Annotated in this window: 12 protein-coding genes; 8 read left to right on the forward strand and 4 right to left on the reverse strand. The window is 73.6% G+C overall.

The features are described 5' to 3' along the window. The first annotated feature begins 250 nt into the window (after positions 1 to 250). Positions 251 to 3,163 carry an FAD-binding and (Fe-S)-binding domain-containing protein gene (locus tag ACFXPK_RS08825; protein WP_385073166.1) on the forward strand — a complete coding sequence of 971 codons (2,913 nt, stop codon included), beginning with the start codon at positions 251 to 253 and terminating at the stop codon, positions 3,161 to 3,163. Here the strand turns inward: ACFXPK_RS08825 and ACFXPK_RS08830 are convergent. Next, the gene (locus ACFXPK_RS08830) at positions 3,145 to 4,455 is read right to left on the reverse strand and encodes a hypothetical protein (RefSeq protein ID WP_385073169.1); all 1,311 of its coding nucleotides are present in this window, start codon (positions 4,453 to 4,455) and stop codon (positions 3,145 to 3,147) included. The two genes, ACFXPK_RS08825 and ACFXPK_RS08830, sit on opposite strands and share 19 nt — an antisense overlap. Then, entirely contained in the window at positions 4,452 to 5,096 is a 645-nt protein-coding gene (locus ACFXPK_RS08835; protein ID WP_385073172.1) for a hypothetical protein, read from the reverse strand. The genes ACFXPK_RS08830 and ACFXPK_RS08835 overlap by 4 nt, the downstream gene beginning before the upstream one ends. Before the next feature lie 306 nt (positions 5,097 to 5,402). Between ACFXPK_RS08835 and ACFXPK_RS08840 the strand changes: the two genes are divergently transcribed. From ACFXPK_RS08840 to ACFXPK_RS08850, 3 genes are all read left to right on the forward strand, one after another. Further along, positions 5,403 to 6,074, forward strand: coding sequence for a hypothetical protein (locus ACFXPK_RS08840; protein ID WP_385073175.1), 672 nt, complete (start codon positions 5,403 to 5,405; stop codon positions 6,072 to 6,074). Positions 6,075 to 6,385: 311 nt separating this feature from the next. Next, entirely contained in the window at positions 6,386 to 6,997 is a 612-nt protein-coding gene (locus tag ACFXPK_RS08845; protein ID WP_384998185.1) for a hypothetical protein, read from the forward strand. A 54-nt stretch (positions 6,998 to 7,051) separates the two neighbouring features. Then, positions 7,052 to 8,005, forward strand: a complete 954-nt coding sequence (locus ACFXPK_RS08850; RefSeq protein WP_385073178.1) for an endonuclease/exonuclease/phosphatase family protein — start codon at positions 7,052 to 7,054, stop codon at positions 8,003 to 8,005. Between the two features lie 12 nt (positions 8,006 to 8,017). Here ACFXPK_RS08850 and ACFXPK_RS08855 read toward each other — a convergent pair whose 3' ends face one another. Next, complete coding sequence (locus ACFXPK_RS08855) at positions 8,018 to 9,868, reverse strand: sulfatase (protein ID WP_385073181.1); 1,851 nt, start codon at positions 9,866 to 9,868, stop codon at positions 8,018 to 8,020. 99 nt (positions 9,869 to 9,967) lie between these two features. Continuing rightward, positions 9,968 to 10,846, reverse strand: coding sequence for a LysR family transcriptional regulator (locus ACFXPK_RS08860; protein WP_385073184.1), 879 nt, complete (start codon positions 10,844 to 10,846; stop codon positions 9,968 to 9,970). 247 nt (positions 10,847 to 11,093) lie between these two features. On the opposite strand from ACFXPK_RS08860, the gene ACFXPK_RS08865 reads away from it, so the two are divergent. From ACFXPK_RS08865 to ACFXPK_RS08880, 4 genes are all read left to right on the forward strand, one after another. After that, entirely contained in the window at positions 11,094 to 12,089 is a 996-nt protein-coding gene (locus ACFXPK_RS08865; RefSeq protein WP_385073187.1) for a DMT family transporter, read from the forward strand. 81 nt (positions 12,090 to 12,170) lie between these two features. Further along, positions 12,171 to 12,974, forward strand: coding sequence for a TIGR03084 family metal-binding protein (locus ACFXPK_RS08870; protein WP_385073190.1), 804 nt, complete (start codon positions 12,171 to 12,173; stop codon positions 12,972 to 12,974). Then, positions 12,971 to 14,842 (forward strand): acyclic terpene utilization AtuA family protein, encoded by a 1,872-nt coding sequence (locus ACFXPK_RS08875; protein ID WP_385073193.1) that lies wholly within the window; start codon positions 12,971 to 12,973, stop codon positions 14,840 to 14,842. Before ACFXPK_RS08870 ends, ACFXPK_RS08875 begins: the two co-directional genes overlap by 4 nt. Next, positions 14,839 to 16,446: an acyl-CoA carboxylase subunit beta gene (locus ACFXPK_RS08880; RefSeq protein WP_384998206.1), complete on the forward strand. Its 1,608-nt coding sequence runs from the start codon at positions 14,839 to 14,841 to the stop codon at positions 16,444 to 16,446. The genes ACFXPK_RS08875 and ACFXPK_RS08880 overlap by 4 nt, the downstream gene beginning before the upstream one ends. The last annotated feature ends 1 nt before the right edge of the window (position 16,447 follow it).

A 16,447-nucleotide genomic window follows, 5' to 3' on the forward strand; every position in this document is an offset into this window, starting at 1 on the left:
GGGTGAAAGGCGGGGCGCGGGGGGACGGGGACGGCGTGCGGCGGACGGGCGCCCCCTTCGAGGGAACCCTCCGGGAAATCCCGGGGACCCCGAGAGGCCGCCCGGAGACTACGTAACGTGCTCAAACGGTGGCCACTATATGAGAATTGACGATCAGATTGGGAGGTTCCCGGCCGCTTTCTTCTCCGGGGCAGGCGTGGTGGAGATCGAAACCAGCGATCCGCGCGCCCTCCGGGGGCATCCTGGAGGTATGGCCGATCAGGTTGAGCAGCGGGAATCGACAGCAGCGGCGCTCTATACGTCCACCGCCCTGGCGCAGGAGCTGAAATCAGCCATGCGGGGCGAGGTGGACTTCGGGGCGGCCACACGGGCCCTCATGACCATGGACGCGTCCAACTACCGCAGGGTTCCGGTGGGAGTGGTCGCGCCGCGCGACCCGGCGGACGTGGCGGCGGCCCTCGCGGTGTGCGCGGAGCACGGCGTGCCGGTGGTGCCGCGCGGCGCGGGCACCTCGATCGCCGGGCAGGCGACGGGGGTCGGGGTGGTCCTCGACCTCACCCGCCATCTGCGCTCCGTCCTGTCGGTGGACGAGCGGACCCGTACGGCGGTCGTCCAGCCCGGCGTCGTCCTGGACGACCTGCGCGCCGCCGCCCGCCCGTACGGTCTGACCTTCGGCCCCGACCCGTCCACGCACAGCCGGTGCACCCTCGGCGGGATGATCGGCAACAACTCGTGCGGCTCGCACTCGGTGGCCTGGGGCACCACCGCCGACAACGTCCATGAACTGTCCGTCCTCACCTACGGCGGCGAGGCGCTGCGCCTGGGCCGGGGCTGGGGCGCCGACGGGGGCGCCGGCGGGGGCGCCGGGCCGAGGGCCGCGCCCGCCGGGCTGCGCGCGCTGGTGGACCGGAACCTGGCGCTCCTGCGCACCGGGTTCCCGCCCGCGATGCCCCGCCGGATCTCCGGCTACGCGCTCGACGCGCTCCTCCCGGAGAACGGTGCCGACCTCGCCCGCGCGTTCTGCGGCAGCGAGGGCACCCTCGGCGTCGTCACCGAGGCGACGGTGCGGCTCGTCGGGTCGCCCGCCGCCCGCGCGCTCGCCGTCCTCGGATACGCCGACGAGAGCGCCGCCGCCGAGGCCGCCGCCGGGCTGCTCCCGTACGGTCCGCTCACCGTCGAGGGCATGGCCGAGGACCTGGTGCGCGGCGCCCACGCGCTGCCGCGCGGCGGGGCCTGGCTCTTCGTGGAGACCGGCGGCGCGACCTCCGCCGAGGCGCGCGCCCGCGCCGAGGAGATCGTGCGCGCGGCCGACGCGCTCGACGGGACGGTCGTGACCGACCCGGCGGGGCAGCGGGCGCTGTGGCGCGTACGGGAGGACGCGGCCGGCACGGCGACGCGCATGCCGGACGGCAGCGAGGCATGGCCCGGCTGGGAGGACTGCGCCGTCCCGCCCGCCCGACTCGGCACCTATCTGAGGGAGTTCAGGTCGCTGCTGACCGAACACGGGCTGCGCGGCACGCCGTACGGGCACTTCGGCGACGGCTGCATCCATGTCCGCATCGACTTCGACCTGTTGAGCGAGGACGGCGTACGCCGCTTCCGCCGCTTCTCCGAGGAGACCGCCGAACTCGTCGTCGCGCACGGCGGATCGCTCTCGGGCGAACACGGCGACGGGCTGGCCCGCGCCGAGCTGCTGCCGAAGATGTACGGGGACGAACTGGTCGGCCTCTTCGGTGAGTTCAAGGACGTCTGGGACCCGAAGGGCGGTCTGAACCCGGGGGTGCTGGCCCGTCCCGCCCGCCTCGACGAGAACCTGCGCTTCTCGGTGCTGCCGCGCGAGCCCGTCGACGTCGCGTTCGGCTACCCGCACGACGGACCGGCCGGCGGAGACTTCTCGGCGGCCGTACGGCGCTGTGTGGGCGTGGCCAAGTGCCGTGTCGCCGGACCGAGTTCGGGGACAGGAGTGATGTGTCCCTCGTTCCGTGCGACGGGCGAGGAACAGCACTCGACCCGGGGCCGCGCCCGGCTGCTCCACGAGATGCTCGCGGGCGAGGTGGTCAAGGACGGCTGGCGCTCCACGGAGGTGCGCGACGCCCTCGATCTCTGCCTGTCCTGCAAGGGCTGCCGCAGCGACTGCCCGGTGGGCGTCGACATGGCCACGTACAAGGCGGAGTTCCTGCACCACCACTACGCGGGCCGGCGGCGCCCGGCGGCCCACTACGCCATGGGGTGGCTGCCGCGCTGGCTCCGTATGGCGGCGCCCTTCGCGCGCGTACTGAACGCGGCGGCGCGGGTACGGCCCCTGGCGGCGCTCGCGAAGCGGCTCGGCGGGATCGCCCCCGAGCGCGCGATCCCGGCGCTGGCACCGGAGACGTTCGGCCGGTGGCTGCGCCGCAGGCGGCGGGCCGCGGCCCGGGGCGCGGAGCCGGCCGGGCCGCGGGTGGTGCTCTGGCCCGACACCTTCACCGAGTACCTGTCGCCGTCGGTCGGGCAGGCTGCGGTCCGCGTCATGGAGGCGGCGGGCCTCGACCCGGTGACCCCGGGGGAGCGGCGGGGCGCCGGGGGCGGCCGGGTCTGCTGCGGGCTCACCTATGTCTCCACGGGCCAGCTCGACCGGGCCCGTACGGTCATGCGCCGCACCCTCGACGCGATGGAACCGCTGCTCGACGCGGGCCTCCCGGTGGTCGTCCTCGAACCGAGCTGCGCCGCCGCGCTCACCACGGACCTCCCGGAACTCCTCGCCGACGACCCCCGCGCGCCCCGCCTCGCCGCGTCCGTCCGCACCTTCGCCCAGGCGCTGGAGGAGTACGCCCCGGGGTGGCGCCCGCCGCGTGTGGACCGCCCGGTCGCCGGCCAGACCCACTGCCACCAGCACGCGGTCCTGGGCGACGCGGCCGAACGCCGGCTCCGCGAACGGGCGGGCCTGACCGGTGAGCTGAGCGGCGGATGCTGCGGCCTGGCGGGCAACTTCGGCTTCGAACGCGGCCACCACGACGTCTCGGTGGCCTGCGCCGAGGACCAACTGCTGCCCGCCGTACGGGCGGCGCAGGACGGTACGGAGATCCTGGCGGACGGCTTCTCCTGCCGTACACAACTGGAGCAACTGGACGGCACCCGGGCCCGCCATCTGGCGGAGGTCCTGGCTCAGGGACTGGAGGACTGACCTCGGCGCGGGCCGCGTGCGGCACCGGTCCGTGCCTCAGCCGCGAGCGCGGCGGCCTCGACGACGAGCGGGTCGCACAGGTGCCGCGCCACGGCCACGAGATGCCGCCGCTCGGCGTGGGGCTCCGTATCGCTCCCGGGCAGCCGCGCGAGACGGTGGCCGGTGGGCAGCGCGGGCAGTCCGGCGGCACGGGCCCGCGCGGCGTACAGCAGGGTGGCCGCCGCACGGGCGGCCGTGATGTCCCGGTCGCCGCCGGATTCCGCGCCCTCCCGGTCCTGTCCGTCGGTGGTGGGGCGGTCGGCGGCGAGGCGGTCGACGACGAGGGCGGGCACCGGGCTCCACCAGGGGCTGAGCCGTCCGGCCCCGTCATGGATCTCGGCCATGACGGCGACGAGGTCGAGCGCCGTGTTCAGGCCCGGCCAGAGAGCGTGCCCGCGCAGGGCGGCCGTGGGCGCCGGGGGCCGGGGGCCGGACGTTCCGGCGTCCTCGGACACCAGGCCGAGCAGGGGCTTCAGCGTGCGCTGGTCCTGACGTTCGGCCCGGCGCGAGCGCAGCACCATGGACGCCAGGGCCACGTTCGCGGCGACGCAGCTCGCGATGGTGGCGAGCCAGGCGCTCTGGGCGACGGCGTCGAGGCGGTGCGGTCCGGTGGCCGAGCCGATCAGCGCCGTGGCGCCGAGGGCCACGTTCACCAGGTTGAACCCGAGAGCCACGGCGAACCAGCCCAGCACCGACCTGAGTTCGCCGGCGAGGGCCGGGCGCCCGGGGATCGACAGGGACCGGCACTCCCGGACGGTGACCACGACGGTGGTGATCAGCGCGGCCCAGTAGACGAGGTGGAGCGCGACGACATCGGGCACCCGCGCGTAGGCGGCGGCGAACCGGAGCGGCGTCGCGGGGCCCAGCTCCGCGCGGCCGTAGAGCACGGCCATGGCGGTGATGGCGCCGCCGTAGACCGGGCCCCACCGCAGAGCCCCGGCGCGCAGCGCGGAAGCGCTGCTCCGGTGGGGCTGCCAGAGCTGGGTCAGCGCGTGGGCGTGGGCGACACACACCAGGGTGAGGACGGGGACCAGAAGCGCGCTGATGTTGGGGGAGTGCACCGCGGCCCCGACGGTCCGGTACACGACCGGGGTCGCGAGCAGGAAGATCAGCCCGGCGCAGAGGAGCACCGAGGCCGTGAGCTTCAGCGTCCACTCGCGTTCGCGGCGGGCGGCCAGCCCCTTGACCGTGCCGAGGCCGAGCGTGACCCCGGCGATGACCAGGTTCGTCACGGTGAGGGGCAGCGTCGTCATAGCGAGCGGCGATTGCTGAACGCGGTGGTCAGGGAGCCGGCGCTGCGCCCGTCCCGGTTCAGGTCGAGCAGGGGCAGCGCGACCCGCGCGAACCATTCGCAGGCGCGCTCCTCCGGGTCGTCGTACCCGGCGCGCAGCTTCACGGGCCGGCTGAGGATCTCCTCCCTGACCCGGTCGGGCAGGGCGGACATCCGGGCACGCAGTTCCTGGAGACCGACGGCGTCGACGTGCCGGTGCACGGCCACGGCGTCGGCGTCACCGCCGGAAGAGGGGCGCAGATGGCGGACCTCGTGCAGCAGGACATGGGCGTGGTGACGGCGGCTGAGGCGGTCGCTGAGCCCGATGTAGTCGACGTTCTCACCCGGTACGGCGATACCGCTCACGTGGGGCGGCAGACCGGGCAGCAGGAGACTTTCGACGGCGCGCCCGCGCAGGGCGGATATCGCCGCCAGCACCTCGGGCACGCCCGCGCCCGCGGAGAGGCGGAGTTCGTCGTGGAAGAAGCGACGAGCCGCGCGCACCTCACGGATGTGGACACGGTGGTCCCGCAGGGCCGTGCCGACGCGGCCGGTGGCCTCGGCGAGACGGGCGAGAACGGCGCGGTCGGCGGTGCGCGGGGCGGATGGGCCGGTGGTGGTCATGGTCCGGCCGGTCCCGGGACACCCGCGCGGCGCGGCGGCGCGCAGGGCGTCCGTACGTGGCTGTGCATGGGTCGCACGCTCTCACGCTCCCGTTTCGCCCGCCGTGCCGGGCTGTACCGACCGAACTGCGGGGTGACAGTATCAAGGCGGCCGTGAGCGACGCCGGGTGAGATCGCGGGCGGCACGGCCGCACGGAGGGTGATCCGTCGGGACCGGGCGCCAGCGGTTACCGTTGTAAACGAACGATTACGGCGCTGGTGGGGGCTTGGCGCCTCCCTCCTCTCGTCATGTCCTGGAGACCAACAGGTGAACGTCCCTCGCGAGGTAACCGCAGCCGAGATCGCCCAACTCCTCCGCGATGTCGACGCGGCCGCCCGGCGACTGGGGTACGACGGCCGCGGTTCCGTCCTGGACGTCCCGGACATCGCCAGGAGGACGGGCATCGGTCCCGCGCGCGTACAGGAACTCCTCGACGGCGCCGAGCCCGAGCCGCCTCCCCGTGAGAACAAGGCGCGCGAGGCCTTCTACCGCGGGCTGGTGAGCCGGCGGCTGGACATGCTCCGGCGGAGCAACCCCGACTCCCCGGACGGCGAGAGCTACCGCGAGATCGGTGACGAGGTCGACCTCTCCCACTCGCTCATCGGGCATCTGGTCAACGGCAAGCGCAGCGCGCGCCCGGAGTACAGCTCCCCGCTGGAGACGCGGTACGGCGTGGCGCACGGCTTCCTGTCCCGGCCGGAGGGCGACGCGCTCACCGAGCACCTGGTCAGGGTCAAGGAGGGGCTGCACGCGGGCGCGGTGCTCGAAGGGCTGCGCGTGCTCGGCGGCGAGCAGGTCTCGCTGCGCCGTACCGATGACGACACCCCGTCACTGGAGGGTCTGGTGGCGGTCGTCGACGCGCTCGTGGCGCGCAAGCGCATCCTCGACAGGGCGGACAGGGCGGAGCCGGAGGGCCCCGGCGGCGACTCCGGGGTTTGACGCGGTACGGAACCGTACGCACCCATCTGTGCCCTGCCGCGCGCCCTGCGCTGTAGCCATTTGTTGACAGTGCGCGGATGGTGCACAAGGATTCCTGCCATGCCAAACACAGAGGTCCACCGGTCGGAGGAGGACGGCGAGCCCTGCGTCCGGACCCTCCCCAACGGCTGAGGCCCTCCGATCCGGCGGGGTGCCGCACAGGGGACGGCACCCCGCCCCCCTCGGGGGCAAAAGGACCGCCGGGCGGAATCCAGGTCCCGGCCCATCGCTCCCACAGAAACGAGGTTGACGTGCTCAAGGCGCTACGGGCGATGCTCGTCGGAACGGCCGTGCTCGCGGTACTCACCGCGTGCGGAGGCGGCTCCGCCGCCGGTTCCGCCGACGGCGGGCCGAAGGGGCCGGTCGTCTTCGGACCCGACATGATTCGTACGGCGCTGATGAGCGAGGCGGGCGCACCCGAAGGCTGGACGGGGAGCGGTCCCCGGATCGATCTCGACAACGGCCTGACCGACTGCGAGCAGGACACGCATTCGGCCTGCGGTGGGTTCGTGGCCAGGGGCCTTTCACACCTCCGCCCGGACAAGGCCCCGGAGTACGAGTCCAGAACGCCGGGAGTCAGGTTCCTGATGCTCTCCTTCCGCTCCACGGACGACGCGAAGGCGGCCATGAAGAGCCTGATGGCCGAGGAGCGGCGGCTGGCCGCTGCCAACGGTGTCGGGACGAAGCCGCTGCGGCTCTCGGTGGAGGCGGACGAGACCGACGCGTTCACCGGTCGGAGGACCAGCATCACGATGCGCACGGGAGCGCTCCTCGTGCTCGTCCAGAGCCAGGACCTCCGGGAGGAGCAGCCCTACGGCGACCTCGCCGGGCTTCAGATGGACCGGATCAGGAAGACCGCCGAGGGCGGGAATCCCGACGCCTGAAACTGATCGGTTCCGCCGCTCGTCCTGGATGACGAGGACGAGCGGACGGGAACCATGGTGGAGCGGATACGGGCGGGCAGCGGTGCCTGGGTGCGGGGGCGGGTGGTCGCCGGGCTGGCGGTGGTGACCGGTGGCTTGTTGGCGGGGCACCGGGCGGTGCCCAACTCGGTGGGGCGGCTGGGGAGTCTGCTGGAGGCGTTCCTGCCCTGGCTCGGCCTGGTGGTCGTGGTGCTGTTCGCACTGGCGCTGCTGCGCCGGTCGGCCGTGGCGCTGGTGGCGCTGCTCCTGCCGGTGGCGGCCTGGACGTATCTCTTCGGCGGGCTGCTGCTCCCCGGGGCGGAGCCCGGCCCGCGCGAACTGGTGGTGGTGCAGCACAACGTCAGCGACGAGAACGCCGACCCCGCCGGGACGGCCCGCGCGCTGGCCCGGGCGGAGCCCGATCTCATCGCGCTGGAGGAGCTGATGCCCCCGGCGCTGGAGGTCTACGGGAGGACACTCGCGCCCCGGTACCCGCACCACGCGGTGCAGGGCAGCGTCGGGCTCTGGTCGAAGTATCCGCTCACCGAGGCGGCGCTGCTGGACATCAGCCCGCAGGGGATCGGTGAGGGGTGGCGGCGCGGGCTGCGCGCCGTGGTCCGCACACCGCACGGCGAGGTCGCCGCGTACGTCGCGCACCTGCCCTCGATCCGCGTCCGGGCGAGCGGTCTCGCCTCCGCCTGGCGCGACGAGAGCGCCGGCCTGCTGGGGCAGGCGATCGGCGCGGAGAAGGTGGAGGCGCTGATCCTGCTGGGCGATCTGAACGGCACGGTCGAGGACCGGGGGCTGGCCCCGGTGACCTCGCGGCTGAACGTCGCGGAACGGGGCATGGCCTTCAGCTTCCCCACCTCCCTGCCCCTGGCGAGGATCGACCAGGTCATGGCCCGCGCGGGCACCGTCACCGAGATCCGTACGCTGCCCGCGACCGGCAGCGACCATCTGCCGGTGGCCGCCCGGATCGCCCTGGAGTGAGCGGGCGGCGCGTCACTCCTCCTTCCGGCCGCCCGCCGCCACCTTGCCCGGCGACGACCGCTCGTCGTCCGGCTGCGAGCCGTACGCCGTCAGGAAGCGGTCCCGGAAGGTGTCCATGCGCCAGACCGGCGCGTCAGGACCCGGCTTCAGGCCGTCCTGCCAGCCCCAGTCGGAGATCCGCTCCAGCACCGCCGGGTCGCGGGCGACGATCGAGATCGGTACGTCGCGGCCCGCGCCGGGGCCCGTGACGGTCGCGTTGGGCTGGTGGTCGCCGAGGAAGACCAGGACGGTGTCGTCGGTGCCGTACTTCTCCACGTACGAGATGAGACTGCTCAGCGAGTACTCGATGGCCCTGCGGTACTCGCGCCGCAGCTTCTCCGGGTCCGCCAGGGTCTCCTTCGGGTCCGTGCCCGCCTTCTTGATGCCGTGGTAGACCGAGCCGTCGCCGATCTCGTCCCAGCCGATCATCTCGGGGATGGGCGACCAGGGGTTGTGGCTGGAGGCGAGGACGATCTCCGTCATCAGCGGTTCGCGGTTCTCCCTGCCGTGCTCCAGCCGCTCGTACGCGTCCAGGCTGTACTGGTCGGGCACGGGCGACCAACTGAACTTCGGGCCCCGGTAGCCGATGTCCCGCGAGTCGTAGATGTGGTCGAGGCCGAAGAACTTCCCCTCCGGCCAGGAGCGGGTGACACCGGGCATGATGCCGACGGTCCGCCAGTCGCCGGTACGGCCGAAGGCGCCGGTGAGGGTGAGGCGGTCGCTCGACGTGACGCTGCGGTACCGCTGCTGGTTCTTGATCCACATGCCGGACATGAAGGTGGAGTGCGCCAGCCAGCTTCCCGCGCCCGCCACCGGCGAGGTGAGGAAGCCGCTCTCGGAGGCGAACCCGGCCGCCTTGAGCCGGGCCGTCCCGTCCGCCAGCACCTCGCCGACCTGCGGCGCCATCGCCGGGTCCTCGATCGCGCTGCGGCCGTAGCTCTCGATGAACGTGAAGATGACGTCCTTGCCGCGCAGGTCCGTCAGCAGGCGGTCGGACGGGGTGTCGCGGAAGTGGTCGACGGCGGCTTCCTTGGCGAACTGCTTCCCGTCCTTGAGACCGGCGGTCACCAGGTCCGCGTGGTTCTGTACGAGATCGGTCGCCGTCCTGGACGCCACCGGCGCCCCGGCTATCTGGACGCCGAGCGCCGTGCAGGTGACCCACACGGTTCCGAACAGCAGGGTGGTACGGGTCGTCGCGCCGCTGTGGCGGACCAGGAGACCGGCCAGCCGTACGACCGCCAGCGTCGTCAGGACGACCAGGGCGAGGGCGAGGACCACCACCCCGATCACGGCGGCGACCGCCCCGGCCCGGCCGAGCGTGTCCCTGAGGAACGACTCGGCGTCGTCGAACAGGATCCAGTCCAGCACCAGGTCGAACGGCCGGTCCAGCACGGTGTGGAAGCCCATGTCCAGGAAGTTGAGGAGGGTCACCAGACCGAGGACCGCGCCCGCGACCGCCGCCGCCACCCGGCCCGCCCTGGGCGGCAGGACCAGCACCGCACCGGCGCCGATGATCGCCTCGACCGGTAGGTGCGCGAAGGCGCCGGGGGTGAGGAGGCCGGTCTCGTTCGGGAGGAGGAGGGCGAGGAAGACCAGCAGCGCCGAGAGCCCGGTGAGCGTCCAGGACGCGGCGCGCGCCAGGGCGGGGTGCCGGTCCCGCACGGAGACGGGCGCGGGCGGCTCCTCCGCCACCGGGGTCTCCTCCGCCGCCGGAGTCTCTGTCGTGGTGGCCCCGGCAGGGGTGTTCCCGGGCGGGGTGTTCTCTGCCGGGGTGGTCGCTCCGTCCGTGTTCAGCAGCCGGCGAGCGCGCGTCCAGAGCGACAACCTGAAGGTCCTTCCGTGCGAAACCCTGGGGTGACACGGCGGATCCGGCCCGTCGGGCGGGACCGCCGCCAGACTGTACGGACCTGCGGCGGTTTCGGTTCAACCGTCCTGGTGCGGCGTGGTCCCCGCCAGCTCGCGGGCGAGCGCCACCAGGTGACGTACCGCAGGATGCGGCGCCGCCTCCCGCCAGGCCAGGAAGAGCTGGAGCGGCGGTGCCTCCGGCAGGGGGCGGTAGGCGACCCCGGGGTGCGGGTGGACGGCCGGTGTCGAGGTGCCCGTGACGCCGACGCCCCGGCCCGCCGCGATCGCCGTCAGCCAGTCGTCGGTGTTGCCGACGGTGAGCGTGGTGAGCGGGCCCGCCCCGGCCGGCCACAGGGCGGGGGTCGTGGTGCCCGAGACCGTGTTCACGAGCACCGTCTCGGCGGCCAGCTCCGCCAGCGTCAGCGACGCACGGGCCGCCAGCGGGCTGTCCGCGGGGACCGCCGCCATCCGGTCCTCGGTGAACAGCGCCTCCTTGACCAGCCCCGGAGTCTCCACGGGCCCCGGTCCGCGCAGCAGCGCCGCGTCGACCTCGCCCCGGGCGAGCCCCGCCGTACGGTCGTCGATCCTGAGCAGTTCGAGCGGGGTCTCCGGGTGCTCCCGTTCCCAGCGCCGCAGCAGGGGCGTGGTGTACGGGCCGAAGGCGGACCAGGCGTGGCCGAGCCGCAGCGGCCGGTGGCCCAGCCGGCCGATGTCGAGCGCCTCGTCGAACGCGGCGACCGCCGACGCCGCCTTGTCGCGGAAGGCGCGGCCCTCGGCGGTGAGGGTGAGGTGGTGGGTGGAGCGCTCCGCGAGCCGTACGCCGAGCTGCTTCTCCAGCGCGGCGAGGGTGCGGGAGACGACGGGCTGGGTGAGGTGGAGCCGGGCCGCCGCCCTGGTCACGCTGGACTCCTCGGCGACGGCGAGGAAGCAGCGGAGGTGACGCAGCTCGATGCTCATGCTTCCGGAGCATAACGCCAGTCCACTTGGTATTTCCGGAGGTGGGGGCGGCGGTCGTAGCGTGGGCGGGTGGCCCGTGCCCGGTGGGCGGTCGGCCGGATTCCGGTAGTGCAGTATCTTGGATGCAGTGTCCACTGTGTTGGACTGACGTCTCGCGCCGGCCGATCGGATCGCACCGACCGGCCGACCGATCGACCGACCGGCTGACCGGCCGGTCCGACTGACCGATGTGATGGGAGGGTTCGGGGTGGATGAGTCGCGTACCGCCGCTGTGGGCGCCGCGGTGCCGGTGCCGGAAGCCGTTGCGGCGGGGGTCGCGGGCGAGGGCGGTCCCGGCGCGGACCCCGGCTCCCGGGGGCGTTCCCTCGGGCCCGTCGCCCTGGTCGTCGCCGGCGGGATATCCGTGCAGTTCGGGGCGGCCGTCGCCGTCATGCTCATGCCCCGTACCGGCGCCGTCGGCATCGTCACGCTGCGGCTCGGGCTCGCCGCGCTCGTCATGCTCGCCGTGTGCCGGCCGAAGCTGCGCGGGTACTCGCGCGCCGACTGGGGGACCGTCCTCGCCTTCGGCGCCACCCTCGCCGCCATGAACGGCCTCTTCTACCAGGCCCTCGAACGGATCCCGCTGGGGGTCGCCGTCACCCTGGAGGTCCTCGGTCCGCTCGCCCTGTCGGTGATCGTCTCCCGGCGGCTGGTCAATCTCCTGTGGGCGGTGCTCGCGCTCGGCGGGGTGGTGCTGCTCAGCGGCGGCGGCTTCGACCGGATCGACCTGGTCGGTGTCGCGTACGCGCTCGGCGCGGGCGCCATGTGGGCGACGTACATCGTCTTCAGCGCGCGCACCGGCCGCCGCTTCCCGCAGGCGGACGGGCTGGCGCTGGCGATGGCGGTCGGCGCGCTGCTCATCCTGCCGCTGGGGATCGCCGAGTCGGGGTCGAAGCTGCTGGTGCCGTCCACGCTGGGGCTGGCCCTGGTGGTGGCGTTCATGTCGTCCGTCCTGCCGTACACCCTCGAACTGCTCGCGCTGCGACGGCTGCCCGCCCCCACCTTCGCCGTGCTGATGAGTCTGGAACCGGGGATCGCGGCGGCCTCCGGGTTCCTCCTTCTGGACCAGGCGCTCTCCACGCTGGACGCGCTGGCGATCGCGCTGGTCATCGCGGCGAGCATGGGGGCCGTGCGGACCCAGACGGGGAAGCGGGCGCGTACCCGGAAGCTGCCCGCGGTGGAGCCGGCGGCGATGGAGAAGTAAAGCAAGCATGCTTGCTTGTTTCTCCGGGCGCTGCCATGCTCCGGGACACGCACACCGCCGTGCCCCGAGGGGAGCGCATCCGTGTCCGACGCCGTTGCCGTGTTCGGTGACCTGAAGGCCGAGAGTGATGAACTCGACCTGATCGTACGGAAGTTGCGCGAGGCGGACTGGGTCGCCGACACCCCGGCGCCCGGCTGGACCGTCGCCCACCAGATCGCCCATCTGGCCTGGACCGACGCCGTGGCGCTGCTCGCCGTGACCGAGCCCGGCGCCTTCGCCGTGGAGGCGGAGCGGGCCGCGCGCGCCCCCGACGGCTTCGTGGACGAGGCCGCGCGCGCCGGGGCCGTGGACCCCGGCCCCGTACTCCTCGCCCGGTGGCGCGACGGCCGCGAACGCCTCGGCGCCGCGCTCGGGGAGGCCCCGCCCGGTGCGCGTTTCCCCTGGTACGGGCCGCCGATGAGCGCCCCTTCGCTCGCCACCGCGCGGCTGATGGAGACCTGGGCGCACGGCCAGGACATCGCGGCCGCGCTGGGCGTGGCGCGGCTGCCGACCGCGCGGCTGCGCCATGTCGCCAGAATCGGCGTACGGGCCCGCGACTACGCCTATCTCGTCCGGGGCGAGCAGCCGCCCGAGGAGCCGTTCCGCGTCGAACTGACCGGTCCGCGCGGCGAGTTGTGGGTGTACGGGCCCGAGGGGGCGAGCCAGTACGTGACCGGGCCCGCGCTGGACTTCTGTCTGCTGGTGACGCAGCGGGCCCATCGCGCGGACCTCGCCGTACGGGCGAAGGGCCCCGACGCCGGCCACTGGCTGGAGATCGCCCAGGCGTTCGCGGGACCGCCGGGGAAGGGCCGCGCGCCCGGGAGCCTCCGGGGCCGGGGCGTGTGAGCCGGGTGGGCGACGGCGAGCGCATACCCCGGAGCGGCTTACCCCGCGGCGGCGTCCTGCGGATCGGGAACGCCTCCGGTTTCTACGGTGACCGCTTCGACGCGCTGCGCGAGATGCTCACCGGCGGCCCCCTCGATGTGCTGACCGGGGACTATCTCGCCGAACTGACCATGCTCATCCTCGGCCGCGACCGCCTGAAGGACCCGCGCGCGGGGTACGCCAGGACCTTTCTGCGGCAGTTGGAGGAAGGGCTCGGGCTGGCCCGGGAGCGGGGCGTCCGGATCGTCACCAACGCGGGCGGGCTGAATCCGGCCGGACTCGCCGACGCCGTGCGGGAGTTGGCCGAGCGGGTCGGTGTGCCGACGCGGGTTGCCCATGTGGAGGGCGACGACCTGCTGCGGCGGCGGGAGTGGGGCGACGGCGTCCTCACCGCCAACGCCTATCTCGGCGGCGCCGGGATCGTCGCCTGTCTGCGGGCCGGCGCGGAGGTCGTGGTCACCGGCCGTGTCACGGACGCGGCGCTGGTCACCGGCCCCGCCGCCGCGCACTTCGGCTGGGACGAGGGCGGTACCGGCCCGGATCTCGACGCGCTCGCGGGCGCCGTCGTCGCCGGGCACGTGCTGGAGTGCGGCACCCAGGCGACCGGCGGGAACTACTCCTTCTTCACCCGGCACGACCTGCGCCGCCCCGGCTTCCCCCTCGCCGAGATCCACGCCGACGGCTCGGCGGTGATCACCAAGCACGACGGGACGGGCGGGGTCGTGGACCTCGGCACCGTCACCGCCCAACTGCTCTACGAGACCGGCGGCGCCCGCTATCCGGGCCCGGACGGCACCGCCAGGATCGACACCGTACGGCTCCACCAGGAGGGGCCCGACCGGGTCAGGATCTCGGGCGTACGCGGTGAACCGCCGCCCCCGGCGCTCAAGGTCGGGCTGAACCGGATCGGCGGCTGGCGCAACGAGATCGTCTTCGTCCTCACCGGGCTCGACATCGAGGCCAAGGCACGCCTCGTACGCGCCCAGGTGGAGGACGCCCTCGGCGCGCTCGCCGCGGCCGGTACACCCGCCGCCGGTACGCCCGCCACGGCCGGTACGCCCGCCGCACCCGCCGCACCCGCCGCACCCGTCGCGCGCCGCCGTCCGGCCGAGGTCCGCTGGGAGCTGTCCCGTACGGACCGGCCGGACGCCGCCACCGAGGAGACCGCGAGCGCGCTGCTCCGGCTCGTCGTACGCGACAGCGATCCGGAGGCGGTGGGGCGGGCGGTCACCGGGGCGGCGGTCGAGCTGGCGCTCGCCAGCTACCCGGGCTTCCATGTGACGGCCCCGCCGGGCAAGGGCGCGCCGTACGGGGTCTTCGAGGCGGCGTACATCGACGCGGACGAGGTGACACAGGTGGCCGTACTGCCGGACGGAACACGTCTCACCCTGCCGACTCCTCCACGTCGCAGCGGGGTTGACGAGGAACCCGTACCGTCTCCCGGGCTTCCCGAGCCGCTGCCCGCGGGGCTGCCCACCCGCCGTGTCCCCCTCGGCGCCGTCGCGGGCGCCCGCAGCGGTGACAAGGGCGGGGACGCCAACGTCGGGGTCTGGGTGGAGAGCGAGGAGGCGTGGCGATGGCTGGCACATGAGCTGACCGTCGAGCGGTTCCGTCAACTCCTGCCCGAGACGGCCGCCTTACCCGTCGAGCGGCATCTTCTGCCGTATCTCCGCGCCGTGAACTTCACCGTCGAGGGGCTGCTCGGCGAGGGGGTCGCCGCGCGCGCCCGGTTCGACCCGCAGGCGAAGGCGCTGGGGGAGTGGCTGCGCTCCCGCCATGTCGACCTCCCCGTGTCCCTGATCGCCGGATCCCCGGAGGTCCCGCAGTGACCGTGCTCCCCTCCGCCCTCGACACCGCCTCCGCCGAGTACGCCGCCCACCGCGAGGCCATGCTCGCCAAGCTCACCCGGCTCGACGCCGAGCACGCGAAGGCGCTCACGGGCGGCGGCGAGAAGTACACCGCCCGCCACCGCGCGCGCGGCAAGCTCCTCGCCCGGGAGCGGATCGAGCTGCTGCTCGACCCCGACACCCCGTTCCTGGAACTCTCCCCGCTCGCCGCCTGGGGCAGCGAGTACCCCGTCGGCGCCTCCATGGTCACCGGTGTCGGGGTGGTCGAGGGCGTCGAGTGCGTGATCACCGCCAACGACCCGACCGTACGCGGGGGTTCGTCCAACCCCTGGACCCTGCGCAAAGCCCTGCGGGCCAACGCGATCGCGTACGCCAACCGCCTGCCGCTCATCAGCCTGGTCGAGTCGGGCGGCGCCGATCTCCCCTCCCAGAAGGAGATCTTCATCCCCGGCGGGGCGCTCTTCCGCGATCTCACCCGGCTCTCCGCCGCCGGAATCCCCACGGTCGCCGTGGTGTTCGGCAACTCCACGGCGGGCGGCGCCTACGTCCCCGGGATGTCCGACCACACCGTGATGATCGAGGGACGGTCGAAGGTCTTCCTCGGCGGGCCGCCGCTGGTGAAGATGGCCACGGGGGAGGAGAGCGACGACGAGTCCCTGGGCGGCGCCGCGATGCACGCCCGTACCTCGGGGCTCGCGGACCACTTCGCGCGGGACGAACCCGACGCGCTCCGGCAGGCCCGGCGCATCGTCGCCCGCCTCAACTGGCGCAAGGCACAACCCGGTCCGGCGCTCACGACACCGGTCGAGCCGCCGCTGTACGACGCGGACGAACTCCTCGGGATCGTCCCCGGCGATCTGAGGACCCCCTTCGATCCGCACGAGGTCGTCGCCCGGATCGTGGACGGCTCCGACTTCGACGCGTTCAAGCCGCTGTACGGTCCCAGCCTGGTGACGGGGTGGGCCCGGCTGCACGGCTTCCCGGTCGGGATCCTCGCCAACGCGCGCGGTGTGCTCTTCTCCGCCGAGTCGCAGAAGGCCGCGCAGTTCATCCAGCTCGCCAACCAGCGCGACATCCCGCTCGTCTTCCTCCACAACACCACCGGCTACATGGTCGGCAAGGAGTACGAGCAGGGCGGCATCATCAAGCACGGCGCCATGATGATCAACGCGGTGGCGAACTCGAAGGTCCCGCACCTCTCGGTCCTGATGGGCGCGTCGTACGGCGCCGGTCACTACGGCATGTGCGGCCGGGCCTACGATCCGCGCTTCCTCTTCGCCTGGCCGAGCGCCAAGTCCGCCGTCATGGGCCCGCAGCAGCTCGCCGGCGTCCTGTCGATCGTGGCCCGCGCCTCGGCCGAGGCGAAGGGGCAGGTGTACGACGAGGAGGGCGACGCGGCGCTGCGCGCGGTGGTGGAGCGGCAGATCGAGTCCGAGTCGCTGCCCGTGTTCCTGTCGGGGCGGCTCTACGACGACGGGGTCATCGATCCGCGCGACACCCGCACCGTTCTCGGCCTGTGTCTGTCCGCCGTGCACAGCGCCCCGGTCGAGGGCGTGCGCGGCGGCTTCGGCGTCTTCCGGATGTGAG

Origin of the sequence: Streptomyces sp. NPDC059142, from assembly GCF_042755665.1 — a bacterium.
GTDB lineage: Bacteria > Actinomycetota > Actinomycetes > Streptomycetales > Streptomycetaceae > Streptomyces.